This window comes from Legionella parisiensis (assembly GCF_001467945.1).
Taxonomy (GTDB): Bacteria; Pseudomonadota; Gammaproteobacteria; order Legionellales; family Legionellaceae; genus Legionella; species Legionella parisiensis.
In genome coordinates this window covers 688,893-703,092 of record NZ_LNYQ01000013.1, presented here as the reverse complement: position 1 = coordinate 703,092, position 14,200 = coordinate 688,893, and the positions used below count along the sequence as shown (strand labels likewise).

Sequence of the window (14,200 nt, the reverse complement as noted above, 5' to 3'; positions counted from 1 at the left end):
CGGTAACTTATATTTATGATACATTTACGCAGATATCATCTACACGTTAAACGGGGATATGTTCGATTAAAACACTGGTTCACTTTAGCCAATGTTATCATTTTGATTGGTATTTTAACGACCGTTATTTATATTTTTTCTTATTTATTCCCTTTCACAGATAATGCATTTGTCGTTAATAACGTACGCCCTGTCGCAGCCCTTGCAAATGGGTACATTACCAGTCTTTATATAAAAAATGGGGATGTTGTCAAAAAGGGGCAAAAACTATTCACTGTCTTTCAAAAACCCTATATCTATGCCGTAGAACAACTTAGCGCAGATTTGGCAGGTGCCGAGGCGCAATTAGCTGCATTAAAAAGTACTTATGAACGTGATCTCAAACTAAGTGAAAATGAGCAAAAAAATTACATCAGACTCAAACAGGATGATCAAAAATATTCCAAGGGCTACGCATTAAAATCGGTCTCTCTTATCACCTTACAAAATTCCCAGCAAGAAACAAAAGCTGCTAAATATAGATGGGATGCCGCTTTAAAACAATTAGAAATTGTTCAACATCAAATCAAAGCGCAAGAAAATGAAATTAAATCTATCCATGCACGATTGAAAAATGCCAAGGTGAATTTGGAACAAACTGATGTATACGCACAAAATAATGGAATTATCCAAAATTTATTTTTTAGTATTGGAACACCAGTAAATATTAATCAACCTCTTTTTTCTTTAGTGGATACGGATAATATTTACATTCAGGCAAACTTTAATGAAACAGATCTGGGTCATGTACGTAAGGGTGCAAAAGTATTAATATTCCCTAGAATGTATCTGGGAAGAAAAATGTTTCATGGAGTCATTGATTCAGATTTTTGGTCAGCTAATCGACAATTAGTGGACAACCGCACTCAGCTACAAAACGTCATTAATGAAAATCAGTGGGTCTTATTGCCACAAAGACTTCCGGTGATCATTCGAATCACCGATCCGGATCCTCATTACCCGCTGCGCCTTGGAACAAGTGCTTATGTCTATATCAAAGTTTAAGCAATGGCTTGACGAGGTTGATCCCTACGCATTACAACGGATTACCCTTTATAAGTGTCTTTTCGTTGCGACTGTAGAAGTATATGTTTACTGGTTGTTTCGTCCAGTCAGTTTCCTGGCATTTTTTTCACCTTTTCTTTTGGTAGGCCTGTATGAAGCTCCAGTACTAACTACTTTTAAAGAAAAAGAGCGACTGCTGTTTTTTATTGGCACTGCAATTATTCTCATTAGCGTATCTTTTTATCTTGTTTATCCATTTCGTGGCGTTTTTTTCTTTTTCTCAGTTTTTGTCTTTGCAGTAACCTATTTTTGTGTATTAAAATATTTCTATGCCCTAAAAAATTTAATTATGCTGCTCATAGCAACTGGAGCTGTTGTTCTGAGTACTGAACCGCCTGCTAATCTTGAAGTTGCCTATGGTTTTATTTCATCAACTACATTAGCGATGATCTTTGTATTCATGAGTTTGAAATGTTTCCCTAATGTCTATTTGATTATTTGGAATAGGGCCCTGCAAAAATTTATTCAATACCTCGAAGAAGATATTGATTCAGCAATAAACCAGAGCCATACAAAACCTACTGGAGAGGAAATTCGCCATTTGGGAATGGTGCGAAATTATCGACGACTGCTCCCTAAAAAATACATCATGCAAGCATGTCGTATGTCGGTAAGCATACGAAATATCCAACACGCATTGGATAATTTATATTATGAGAAAAAGAATGAAGTATTTTGGTACGGTATAAAAAACAATCTCTATTGGCTTAGAGTCAATATGAAAACCTATACACAATGCATGCCTACAATGCCTATAGAACCAGAAACAACATTACAACATTACATTACGCATTGCTTACAAGAAACGTTTATTCGTTGGAATAAATTATGCTTTCTGCGACACAACTGAAAAAAAAACTTGATTATGCGCGGTTTACGCACTTGGCGATTATGTTTATGGTTGCCATGTTAATTTATTTATTTACAACAATACCGCATAAATGGTGGGTTTTACTCACAGTAATTGTGATTAGTGCGGGAATCGAGCCAGGGTTGATTGTTAGGCGAGCTATTCATCGTATCGGGGGAACTTTTGCCGCTTTGTTGATCTTAATTCCTTTAATTTATCTTCTGCAAGTGAATTATCGATTAATTCCTGTGGTATTTACCATAGGAATCATTGGATTATCTGTTACAGCATTAAATACACGCCGCTATGATATTAGTGTCTTTTTCATTACTGTTGTTGTTTTTTTGCTATTAGCCCAAACCACTGATGCGAACTCACCTGCGGGTCCATTTGAGATGGTGCTGAATCGCGGTATCTGTACTTTGCTTGGTGTTTTTATTGTTCTCGTGGGGGATTATTTTTTATTTCAAACCTATCGTTATTCACAAAAGCTCTATTTATTTCACCAGATGATGGTTTATAATTTTTTTAACAAAATCGTTAAACAAATAATTAAGTGTCGGACTGAAAAAGTTAATACCTTTATTTTTGTTGAAAAACTACGAAGTCAAGTGATCAAAAATTGCGCCCCCATTGAGATTAGTTCTGAAAATTTAAAACTGGAAGTTAAAATCAACTCTGAAACCAAAAAACGAATTGATATTTTTCAGGAAACAATTCGGGATATACGCAGGCTCATATTTGCACTATGTGTTTCTGAATTTGTTTTACATTCATCAACAGCAACAGAAAAACACTTACAACAATTTAAGATACTCATGAATAAAGCAAGGAACAATTTTATTTATACTAAAGATATTTTGGAATAGCCCCCTCCCAGAATAGGCCTCGTGCATGACCCGAAAGCAAAGTATTCGATAAGTTGATGAATTACCGAATACTTTAAATCTCTTTTTATTCTATACCTAAAGACAGGATTTAGTATTGTGATCCCAATTGCTTCGAGGGGGGTTCAGATATGAGTTGTCTTTTAGCTTGTATAACACTATTTAAAATTCTTAATTCAGAAAAAGCGATTTTTACCTTTTCCTCTAAATCAGTAATAAAACGATTCATGCGCTCAATTTCATCAGATGTTTTTGATATTGCTTCTGCTAAGCACCTTTCCTCATATTCATATGTCTCCATGGGAGAAATACCTATTGCTTTTAATCCTAGAAGTCGGTCAGTTTGATCCGTTTCAGAAAGCATGCTATTGCGAATTGATTGATATGATACTTCACGGATTTCAATCTCTTTATAAGTTAACAGATGAGCCGTATGCTTTTCTGTAAAATAAGCCAAGCGCGAATTAGCCTTACCTAAATTCATTTTGAACTCGTCAATTCGAGCATCCAACGACTCAAAATGCGGCCCATAAGAGATGTTAATTTTGAGTAAATTTTCCAAGCTCTGGCTATTAAAGTATCGGCGTAACTCATTAGAAGTTGTATTTGGGAATCGTGACATAATTCATACCTCGCTATGTAAAAAACTGAAAATAATATCATTTTTTATCCATTTAAAAAACTATTTTGTCATTGTGATTATTTATCAATCCCACTTTATAGCACATTGTTAGTCTATTTAAGATTCTCTTGTATTCGGGTGTTTTGTTTTACCACTCAATTTGACTCGAAAGCGTATCTAACCATCAAGACTCGCTAAAGAATTAAGCTCATCATTAGAAAAAGCTTGAAGCAGATTAATTTTTATGAGTTCGGCTAAAGTCTTAGTCTCCATTTTTCGCATAACATTTGCGCGGTGGACTTCTACTGTGGAAATAGATATGTCAAGTTCATGAGCTATTTGCTTGTTTAATTTTCCTTCAATGACTAAATCCATAACCTGCCGTTCACGCTTCGTTAAGCGATCCAGGCGCTCATAGAAATTAGGATGTGACTGGATGGAATTAGTGTGTATTTTTTTAAGACATTTTTGCGTAATTTCCAGTAAATGCTGGTGATTAACCGGCTTAACGATGAAATCAGCAGCCCCTGCTTTCATAGCTCGCACAGCCATTGGAATATCACCATATCCAGTGATCATGATCACTGATAATTGATTTCTTAAAGTATTGATATGTTCCAGTAACTCGAGCCCACTCATAACTGGCATACGTACATCGATAATAATACATCCTTTCTGAGTGACATCATAACTATCAAGAAAAGCTTTGGCATTTTCATAAGTTTTTACTGGGATATTCACTGATTCAAATAACCAACGAAATGACCGGCAAATTTCAGGATCGTCATCCACCACAAAAACAGCTGCATTAGCAAAACCCATATCGATTCCCTTGGTAAAAATAATACTAAAATAATTAGACAGCATGTGATTGCTATCCCCAATATAAACGGTTAATTTTTCTAAATTAAAGCAATTCCTTCATTACAAAAGAATTTTTTAAACAACTTTAACAGCATTAACAGCTTTTCTATCCATTTTCGTGAGTTTTTAGTTTATTAGGGTTTACCACAGCGCTTTCCAAGGTAAAAACTAACTAGCCATATTACAATAAAATTTAGAATAATATCGAAACGCTTAATCTAGCATAAAGAGAGCCAATATCCAATTTCACCCGGGAGATTCTATTCATGGATAGAAAAATAGCAGTTGTTACTGGAGGTACAGGAGGAATAGGTACTGCAATTTGTCGTCGTCTCGCAACCAATTATAAAGTTGTTGCATGTTACTTTAAAAATGGTAAGCATGACGAAGTATTGCAATGGCAAACTGCACAACAAAAAGCGGGTTATGATATTGAAATTCTTTTTGCAAATCTAATCAATTTTTCTGATTGTGAAACACTCACTAATTCAATTATAGAGCGCTTTGGTCACATTGACATCCTGATAAACAATGCAGGAGCCACATGTGATGTCAGCTTAAAAAAAATGGAACCTCACCATTGGCAACAAATAATTGATGCTAATTTAACAAGTACTTTCAATATTACACGTAACGTTCTACCCTTCATGATTGAGAAAAATTATGGACGCATTGTCTGTATTTCATCAATTAATGGTAGAAAAGGACAATTAGGGCAGTGCAATTATGCTGCGACAAAATCTGCTTTATTTGGATTCTCAAAAAGCTTGGCTCTGGAAGTTGCGAGTAAAGGGATCACCGTAAATACCATTTCCCCTGGTTATATTGAAACATCCATGGTAACTACTCTGAAAAAAGACATCCTTGATAAGATCACAAGCAGTATTCCTGTAGGACGACTAGGTAAACCCGAAGAGGTTGCCAATGCAGTTTCATTTTCAGTCAGTGAAGAAGCAGGATTTATTACGGGGTCTAATGTAGATATCAATGGCGGTCAATATATGAGTGCTTAATTGAATTTTGCATTCGCTTATAACCAAATCACATTGATGTAAATAATGTGATTTGGCTGATCAATAGAAAATATTTTCATTTCGAACAGAATCCAATCATCTTCACTTCCTTGTTAAAAATCCAAATAAAATAGTGCCTTATTCTTTCTTTGTGTAATAAGATGGAAATAAGTAAGCATTTTTTACTCAAAAATAAACTTTAATTTGCAACTAAAAACCAACAACGACATTTATTGAGTTTTTTGTGGGAGATGAATCATGCCAAAGCTTCATCCTAATATTGAGCTTGTAGAGGTAATAAAAGAAGAGCTGCCAGAGAAAATTGCATCCTCTTTATCAAAGGGAATCACAGAAAAAAAAATATTATGCGATCAGTTTGGTGCTTATTATCTGATTAAAAAACCGGACCCTCTGACAGTAGAGGATGTATTTAAAGGATATCTTTCTCATGAGGAGCTGAAAAATCCTACATTTGATACCATGGAACATATTTTCTCAATTAAGCTTGAAAGCGCTTTTCTTGAGGTTTTAATTCCCCGAATGGCAAAAAAAATGTTTGATGGTATTTTAGTTGTCCCTGAAAACTATCTTCATGTCGATAAGGATAAATCAATTGGAGTCATTTCCAAATTCATAAACAGTTTTTCCGAATTTTTAGCAAAAAAAGAAGTAGTGAAAACAGAACCTTTATTTGAACGGGAGTATTTACCCAAACGTGCTCATTTATCCCTCACATCAGAAGAGGCAAGAATTCTCGGGCAATTGTATGCTGTAGCTTTAGTTTTTAATTTATGGGATTTATTAAATTCCAAACTACTCAACTCTGGCTATTGCATGATTAACAATACTGTAAAACAAGCTGCTATTGTTGATTTTGGTTGTGCAGGTATTCTGAGTTACAAAGGACGGCATGCAGATACCCTAGCATTGGATGATCCTGATTTTTCCCCAGCTAAAAAAATAAGTTACTCATTTTTCGGACAGAATTATCGTAATCATTACCGCCATGGTTTTGCTCTCCCTTTTGATAAATTAGTCGCTCCTCTTCTTCCTCATACAGTAATTTCCGACTTATTCAACATGTCTGAAAAAGATCCGATTAGCCGCTCCATGCTTGAAGGTTTTTGTGAGGCAATTACTGCGGCTGAGAAAAATATAACTCAAAATCCTCATTTATTGGAAGAAGAATTAGTACAATCATACAACGCAATTACTTTAGATTCTTCTTTACACGCTGATGAATTGAAATCCCATTTAAATGCTGAGTTTTATGGTAAACCAGAAAAAAACTCTCATTCCCTGGTGGTTCTTCTTCAACAACGCCTTATCAGCGCCAAAATGCTTATCTATCAATTTAAAGCAGGAAAACCGGCAACTGTGATTCAAGAGGAAATTAGAGACTATTATTATTATTCTCAGTGTTGGGGAAACACAAAATGAGAGGATTTGCTATTTTATAATTTTGTGTATATTACTTTAGTATCGTGATGCACCACTCCAGTTGTCATCATACTAAAATGCGAGGCTCGTAAATGTTTAATCCTCTTGATAATAGCTATCTTTATAATATCTATGATTTTAATATGCGTTTGCTGCAACCTTACTCAGATTATTTTGACAATCTGGCAAAACGCTTTCGTAGAATTTCTGACAATATTAATTTACCTGTTCGCATTCCTTATATGTCAGATGATGAGCAAAACGGGTTAAAAAAAATATTGGGAAGCAACTTCAGGTCATTTTCGTAGGTTATCTGGATATTCGTATATATTTCATATGGTTATTAATGTATATGATAAACCAAAATTTGATATTAATGAAGTCAAAATCCAAGATGAATATTATGATGTTCAAGAAGAACTTATTGACAAGAAAAGTTTTTGCAACCTAATTCGTTTTAAAAAAGTAAATGGCGAGCAGTTGAATTTACCAAAACTGCTCGTAGTTGCCCCATGTCAGGCCATTATGCAACATTATTACGCGATACTGTCAGAAATTTACTTCCCTTGTACGATGTTTATATTACGGATTGGAAAAATGCGCGCGACGTCCCCTTAATTGAAGGGTCATTTGATTTGGATGATTTCATTGAGTACATCATTTCTTATTTAAATTTGCTTGCACCCAATTTGAATGTCATGGCGGTCTGCCAGCCAACCGTTCCTGTTTTAGCTGCTGTTGCGCTTATGTCCACCAAGAATTCGCCCAACCTGCCTCGAACAGCGATATTGCTTGGTGGACCAATTGATACGAATCAATCTCCCACATCAGTCAATGAATTAGCGACTTCCAGAGGAGATGACTGGTTCCAACAAAATGTTATCTCGATTGTACCCTCTCGTTTTCCTGGTGCAATGCGGCTTGTTTACCCGGGATTTATGCAACTTGCGGGTTTTATGAGTATGAATTTTCAACGCCATATGGAATCATTGCAAAAAGCGGTTGATCGGTACGCGGACAATGATAAAGAAGCAGCCTTCAAGATAATCAAATTCTACCTTGAATATTTTTCAACCATGGATCTGACTGCTGAATTTTACATGCAAACAATAAATACCGTTTTTCAAGAAAAGCTGTTAACAACCGGCCGGTACAAATCGCGTGGACATAACGTCCGTTTGCAGGATATTCAGAATACATCTATTTTGGCTATTGAAGGTGAGCAGGATGACATCACGGGAGTAGGACAAACAAAATCTGTACTGGGTTTATGTAAAAATTTACCTGACTCCATGAAACAATATTTCCTTGCAGAAGGAGTAGGTCATTATGGATTGTTCAACGGCAAGAAATTCCGCAATATTATTATTCCAGAAATTCATGCCTTTACTAAAGCCCATATTGATTAGAAATTTTTCATATCCGGCATACCCACGCAGATTGGGGATCTATTTCTAAATTGGCAAGGTGCTTAATCTTGAATAGATCCCTGCCTGCGCAGGAATGACAACATCCGTGAGCGAGGCTGGGTGCAGCGCTTTTATTAGGATAAATTATCAATAAACCCACGTACTGTTTTGGTGAATAGCTCTGGATATTCTATTTGTGGCAAATGACCACACTCCATAAAGCGATAATAATGCGCTCCTGGTATCTGATCAGCAAGAAATTGGGCATTTTTCTCATTAAATATTATATCTTGATCCGCAGTCAGTACGAATACTGGAACGCTGATTTTGCTGATCCAGCTTCTTGAATCAAAATGCACAAGGGCAGCGTATTGTCCTTCATACCCATTTACAGTAAATGGAAAAGGATTCTCTAAACCGATCTGAATTAATTGGTCAAGGATCCCGGGTCGAGAAAGAAACGGATATGAAAAAACCCAACTGCAGTTCGCTTTAAGCAGCGCTTTAAGTGATGCATTGGTTTTAATCAATTCTAATTGCGCATCAACATAAATATGAAAAACATTATGTAATATTGCTGCTGAATTACTCACTACTGCAGATTGAACCAGCATCGGATAACGATATGCTAAGGTCTGCACAATAAAACCACCCATTGAATTTCCAACAAAATGAGCTTTCTTAATGTTAAGAACGGAACATAAAGCAAGCACATCATCAGCCATTTGTTCTATAGAATATGGTCCATCAGGTACCTCAGTTCGGCCAGCCCCACGATTATCAAATAAAATAACTTGATACGTATCTTTAAAAAGCTCAACTACCTCTAGCCAAGTTGTATGATCTGCGCTGAATCCAGCGATAAAAACAAGCGGCTTTCCATTGCCGTGTATCTCGTAATACATGGCAATATCATTAATTTTTATATGAGGCATACTATTCCTATCAATTTTTTTCAAAATGTTTTTAAAGATTCATAAAAAATATATCATTTTAAAACTTATAAGTTAAAGTACATTTAGAGAATGAATAAGGTCAAGGACAACCAATGAATCATATTCTTATTGTTTATGCACAGGGAATTGAAGAATACAAAAAGCATTTTATTAGTATGCTGGAGGATTTTTTAACACAAAATAGTTATGGGCTCACTATATGCACTTCGTTAAAAGAAGCCTATGACGTGAGCAGCTTAAACCCAAGAATTGTCACAATTCTTTATGATTGGGATGATTTTGGATTTGATGATTTACATCATTTTTCAAATCATAATAAACTATTGCCTGTTTTTGCCATGACGAATAAACATGCCTCAATTGACATTAATCTTAATGACTTTGATCTCAATCTGGACTTTTTGCAATATGATGCCAATTTAGCGCACGATGATTTTAAACGCATAGTGCTTGCTATAGAAAAATACCTGCAAGCAATTTTGCCTCCTTTTACCAAAGCACTCATGCATTATGTTCGTGAGTTAAATTATGCTTTTTGTACCCCTGGGCATTTAGGCGGAACAGCATTTCAAAAAAATCCAACCAGTGCTGCATTTTATGATTTTTTTGGTAAAAATATTTTTAGCGCTGATCTTTCAGTGTCAATTGAAGAACTTGGAAGTTTACTTGAGCACTCAGGACCTCAACGCGAAGCAGAGGAATTTATAGCTAATGTATTTAAAAGTGATCGTTCTCTAATCGTAACCAATGGCACATCAACATCGAATAAAATAGTAGGTATGTATTCGGCAACTTCCGGTGACACAGTACTTGTTGATCGTAACTGTCATAAATCAATCGCACAATTTTTAATGATGGTTGATGTAATCCCCATTTATTTAAAACCTACGCGAAATACATATGGAATTCTTGGGGGAATCCCTAAATCGGAATATACAGAAAAAGCAATCAAAAACAAAATTAGTGAACACCCTCAGGCAACTGCCTGGCCAACCTATGCAGTCATTACGAACTCAACCTACGATGGCATACTTTATCAAGTTGAAAATCTTCAAAATGAACTCAAAGTAAAACATTTGCATTTTGATAGTGCCTGGGTTCCATATACCAATTTCCATCCTATTTACGCTGAAAAATTTGGACTCAGCTTAACGCCACAAAAAGATCAAGTGATTTTTGAAACCCAATCAACTCATAAATTATTGGCAGCGTTCAGTCAATCGTCCATGATCCATGTTAAAGGTAATTTTGATGAAAATATTCTTAATACCAATTATATGATGCATATGAGCACCTCCCCCTTTTATCCTCTTGTTTCCAGTTGTGAAGTCTCTGCTGCGATGATGGCCGGTAATCATGGTTATGACTTAATTAATGAAGCGATTGAATTAGCTTTGGATTTTCGGACAGAAATAAAACGTTTAAAAAAGCAAAGTTGTGATTGGTATTTTGATGTGTGGCAACCTGCCTCAGAAAAAAAAATGTCCTGTTTCCCCTTAAAACCCAATGAGAAATGGCATGGATTTCACCAGGTAGATGAAGATCATTTATTTTTGGATCCCGTCAAAGTGACCGTTCTTTTACCAGGAATTAAAAACAATAAATTAGAGAAATGGGGTATACCCGCAACGATTGTGGAAAAATTTCTTGCATCCCATGGAATCATTGTTGAAAAAACGGGACCATATTCGATGTTGTTTTTATTTAGCTCTGGAATTACCCGTGCCAAATCCATGGCCTTATTAGCGGCTTTAAATAAGTTTAAACAATTTTATGATGAAAATGCACCAATTAAAGTCATCCTTCCCCAGCTTTATAAGGAGCATCCAGATTTTTATGAAAAAATATCCATTCAAACCTTAGCTAAAACCATCCACGGGTTAATGCAAAAGCATAATTTACCTCAAATGATGTATCATGCTTTTGATGCACTTCCAATTAGTGTCATGACACCCCATCAGGCATATCAAAAACTTATTCGGCAAGAAACCCAACTGGTTCCTTTGGCGCAGCTTAAAGGTGAAGTTTCTGCTGCCGTGATCTTGCCCTATCCGCCTGGGATCCCCTTAATTATGCCAGGAGAGCAAATCACAGATAGCTGCGAGGTGATTCTTGATTTCTTATTGATGCTGGACGATATAGGGACAGAACTTCCAGGTTTTGCAACTGAAATTCATGGAGTTATTTCTGGAGAAGATGGAAAAAGTTATGTGCAAATAATCAAAAAAGCTTAAGGGTTACTCTATCGTGCAGAGTGTGTACGAAGCTTAAGAAATAAAACATCAAAAAGATACGATTTTTGTATCTTTTGTTCTACTATTGTTGAATAGCCAATTATCCCCGTATACAAATATAGAATAATGGGATTTATGGATAACTTTCTAAAATACGGGATTGATGAACATGAATGCCTAAAAAACTATACATACTTGTTATACTGTTTATTGGTACCTACTTTCTTCTTTTACAGTCCCTTGCTGCCTGGCATTTTATTATTGATGATGTTTATATTCCTCTACGTTATGCCAAACACTGGGTGGACGGAAATGGATTGCTATGGAATCTTAGTGAACCACCAGTAGAAGGATATTCCAGTTTTAGTTTTCTTCTTCTTTCTTCAGCAGGCATGGTTGTAAATTTAAATCCTATCCTTTTATTAAAAGTGGCAGGTTTTTTGGGATTGGTATTTACAGCCTGGGCAGTATATTGTTTATCCAGGTTATTATGCTCAGCCTGGTTCGCATTTATTCCTTGTCTTTGGCTATTAATTTACAGGGGGCAAATTTTCTGGGCTGTGAGTGGCATGGAGACAGCAGTTTACCAAGCATTTATTTGCTTTGCCTTGTTTTTTTTATTGCGGGGAATAGGTTATAACCCCTTCCCCGCAAAACGCACACATTCGAACCCCTTGTTCCTGGCTTTTGCGGGGCTTTTTTTTGCATTTTCTGCATTCACACGTCCAGAAGCCCCCGTACTCGTCTTTCTATTTTATGCAGTAGCACTTTGGGATCGCCCATCCTTTACTAAAACATATTACTGGCCTCTTTTTTCAAGTGGGCTAGTATTCGCTGGGATTTTTTTGCCCTATTTTCTCTGGAGGTGGCATTACTTTGGGCAGTTATTTCCCAATCCTATTTATTGCAAAGGCTTCAGTAATGAGTTTACCTATAAATTGGATTGGTCCTATTTACGTTTTTCCTGGCCTTTTTTATTACTTGCTGCTGTGGCGAGTTATAAGTCAAAAGATAAGCGGTCTTACTTTTTTTGGTTGCCAACACTTATTTACTTGCTGCTTTTAATAAAAGCTATGCCCTTTTCAGCATACTTTAACCGTTTATTTCTGCCTGCTTTTGCGTTAATTCTTCCTCTTGCCTTACAGGGATTAATGCATTTTCTTGACAAATATTTACCAGACAGGAATGAAGTTTATACATTTACTTTATATATTATTGCTGGAGTTATCGCATTTTTCTTCATCCCAGCAATGAGTCTAAAAGCGTATCGAACTTTTACTATCAATCTCCAGCATGGGGAAAGATTAAGAGAAAAGATTATCGATTGGCTGGATCGTTATGTACCCCAAGGATCCTGGGTCTCGTTGGGTGATGTTGGTCTCATTGGTTACCAAAGTAATTTGAATTTTTTAGATTCGTATTGTCTGAACAATAAAGAAATGAGCTGGCGCAAAGATATATATAAGTGGCAATGTGAAGAAGTGATGAAATTTAAACCTGAAGTAATTATTCTCCAGTCCACACTCGACAAAAAGGGGCAGTTAAGTTATCAACCAACAGATGCATGTTTGCGAGAAAAGCTTATATCCAATTCGTGGTACCATTACACTATCAGTCTAGAGTTTTGTTCTAATACAGATTGCTATCGTTATGCAATATTTTCAAAAAATCAATAGATACTCTCATTATTTCTAGAGTATGAGTTTTCTGATATCGTTCTGTTGTTGCTGAGAACACTTTTTGTACAAATCATGCCCGGATGGATTAGATGATAATCGCTCATTTTGAGCACTTTATGATATAATTTTATTGTCTTCTATCTATAAAATTTATTACTGATAACTTATTTATTATGCGATATAAAATTACTGAACAATTTGCACGAGGTGAAGAAAAAGTCATTGCCGAATTTAACGAATTCAAGGACACACACATCTTTATTGCGAAAAAAGCAGCAAATGCAGACTTGGAAAAACAAAAAATTATTTTCAGGTTGTATGATGATTCTGATTTATTACACCAAATAAATAGGGAAAATATCTCTGTTTCCTATGCAAAATACGCAGAAGGTAATGGAGACCTTAATCTTATTCAATTTCCTTTCCACGCGATGATTAAAACACAAAATGCCTTGAAAAAAAGAGCAATCGCAAACTTCAATGATAAAAATGATGCCAATTTATTCATAATTAGCAAATGCGAATCAGATGAATCCGTCCAGGATAATGATCTCTTTTTCTTATTTAAAGAACGAACTCTCATTGATACCTTAAGCAGAATTATCAACACCCATCGGGAAAAAGAAGCAACGCGGAGTATCAGGAATGGACAAGGAGCAAAATTTCATCCGACACCCATGCCAAGGCGTCCGATACCGCCTGGAGTTCCAAGTGATTGCTGGATCGAAAAAGATGATGATAATCAATAAAGAGCAGAAACAGTACCCCCTTCATGAAACAACTTTTTTAAACGCGTAATGCTGCCTTTGAGCAAATTGCCTCATCACAGAATTCAGTTACAAAACTCATCAACATTTCCTTAATTTCAGATTGAATTTCTTCCTTAGCGTCGGGGTTTATATTTTTAATAAATTGCTCCGGATGATTTAAAAGATCATTTAAGATTGCGATTTCTGCAGGCAAGGAACTATTGAATTGTCCATCAATAACAAGATGTATCGCATTAATTAAATTAGGATCTCTTTGTTTTCTTAGACGATATAGTAGCGTTTGAGCATGGACTTTGAACGTATTCACTTCTTTAAAAAATTTATAATGTTCGCGCATAATCTATTTAGTTAATTAAATTCTTGCCACAAATA

14 protein-coding genes are annotated in these 14,200 nt (G+C 35.7%); 10 read left to right on the top strand and 4 right to left on the bottom strand.

The genetic code is table 11. The features are described from left to right. Positions 1–15: 15 nt before the first annotated feature. From Lpar_RS09210 to Lpar_RS09200, 3 genes are read left to right on the top strand one after another with little or no spacing between them, the layout of a single operon-like run. Complete coding sequence (locus Lpar_RS09210; RefSeq protein WP_058517669.1) at positions 16–1,044, top strand: HlyD family secretion protein; 1,029 nt, start codon at positions 16–18, stop codon at positions 1,042–1,044. Continuing rightward, positions 1,025–1,954 carry a hypothetical protein gene (locus Lpar_RS09205; protein WP_058517668.1) on the top strand — a complete coding sequence of 310 codons (930 nt, stop codon included), beginning with the start codon at positions 1,025–1,027 and terminating at the stop codon, positions 1,952–1,954. The genes Lpar_RS09210 and Lpar_RS09205 overlap by 20 nt, the downstream gene beginning before the upstream one ends. Further along, positions 1,933–2,823, top strand: a complete 891-nt coding sequence (locus Lpar_RS09200) for an FUSC family protein (RefSeq protein WP_058517667.1) — start codon at positions 1,933–1,935, stop codon at positions 2,821–2,823. Before Lpar_RS09205 ends, Lpar_RS09200 begins: the two co-directional genes overlap by 22 nt. A gap of 109 nt (positions 2,824–2,932) precedes the next feature. On the opposite strand, the gene Lpar_RS09195 is transcribed toward Lpar_RS09200, so the two are convergent. Both Lpar_RS09195 and Lpar_RS09190 read right to left on the bottom strand, forming a co-directional pair. Beyond that, a complete protein-coding gene (locus Lpar_RS09195; protein WP_058517666.1) occupies positions 2,933–3,463 on the bottom strand; it encodes a hypothetical protein in 531 nt (176 codons plus the stop codon). A gap of 177 nt (positions 3,464–3,640) precedes the next feature. Next, on the bottom strand, positions 3,641–4,285 hold the full coding sequence (locus Lpar_RS09190) for a response regulator transcription factor (RefSeq protein WP_058517665.1): 645 nt from the start codon (positions 4,283–4,285) through the stop codon (positions 3,641–3,643). Between the two features lie 308 nt (positions 4,286–4,593). Between Lpar_RS09190 and phbB the strand changes: the two genes are divergently transcribed. From phbB to phaZ, 4 genes are all read left to right on the top strand, one after another. Further along, positions 4,594–5,340 carry an acetoacetyl-CoA reductase gene (phbB, locus tag Lpar_RS09185; RefSeq protein WP_058517664.1) on the top strand — a complete coding sequence of 249 codons (747 nt, stop codon included), beginning with the start codon at positions 4,594–4,596 and terminating at the stop codon, positions 5,338–5,340. A 258-nt stretch (positions 5,341–5,598) separates the two neighbouring features. Continuing rightward, the gene (locus Lpar_RS09180) at positions 5,599–6,780 is read left to right on the top strand and encodes a hypothetical protein (protein WP_058517663.1); all 1,182 of its coding nucleotides are present in this window, start codon (positions 5,599–5,601) and stop codon (positions 6,778–6,780) included. Between the two features lie 92 nt (positions 6,781–6,872). Next, a complete protein-coding gene (locus tag Lpar_RS19325; protein ID WP_237759378.1) occupies positions 6,873–7,088 on the top strand; it encodes a hypothetical protein in 216 nt (71 codons plus the stop codon). 204 nt (positions 7,089–7,292) lie between these two features. Further along, a complete protein-coding gene (gene phaZ / locus Lpar_RS09175) occupies positions 7,293–8,189 on the top strand; it encodes a polyhydroxyalkanoate depolymerase (protein WP_237759377.1) in 897 nt (298 codons plus the stop codon). Positions 8,190–8,323: 134 nt separating this feature from the next. On the opposite strand, the gene Lpar_RS09170 is transcribed toward phaZ, so the two are convergent. Continuing rightward, entirely contained in the window at positions 8,324–9,124 is an 801-nt protein-coding gene (locus tag Lpar_RS09170) for an alpha/beta fold hydrolase (protein WP_058517662.1), read from the bottom strand. 113 nt (positions 9,125–9,237) lie between these two features. Between Lpar_RS09170 and ldcC the strand changes: the two genes are divergently transcribed. The 3 genes from ldcC to Lpar_RS09155 all read left to right on the top strand — a co-directional run bounded on the left by ldcC (position 9,238) and on the right by Lpar_RS09155 (position 13,807). Further along, positions 9,238–11,379 carry a lysine decarboxylase LdcC gene (gene ldcC, locus Lpar_RS09165; protein WP_058517661.1) on the top strand — a complete coding sequence of 714 codons (2,142 nt, stop codon included), beginning with the start codon at positions 9,238–9,240 and terminating at the stop codon, positions 11,377–11,379. 173 nt (positions 11,380–11,552) lie between these two features. Continuing rightward, entirely contained in the window at positions 11,553–13,055 is a 1,503-nt protein-coding gene (locus Lpar_RS09160; RefSeq protein WP_058517660.1) for a hypothetical protein, read from the top strand. Between the two features lie 176 nt (positions 13,056–13,231). Further along, entirely contained in the window at positions 13,232–13,807 is a 576-nt protein-coding gene (locus tag Lpar_RS09155) for a hypothetical protein (RefSeq protein WP_058517659.1), read from the top strand. Between the two features lie 37 nt (positions 13,808–13,844). On the opposite strand, the gene Lpar_RS09150 is transcribed toward Lpar_RS09155, so the two are convergent. After that, positions 13,845–14,165: a hypothetical protein gene (locus Lpar_RS09150; protein WP_058517658.1), complete on the bottom strand. Its 321-nt coding sequence runs from the start codon at positions 14,163–14,165 to the stop codon at positions 13,845–13,847. Positions 14,166–14,200 lie beyond the last annotated feature (35 nt).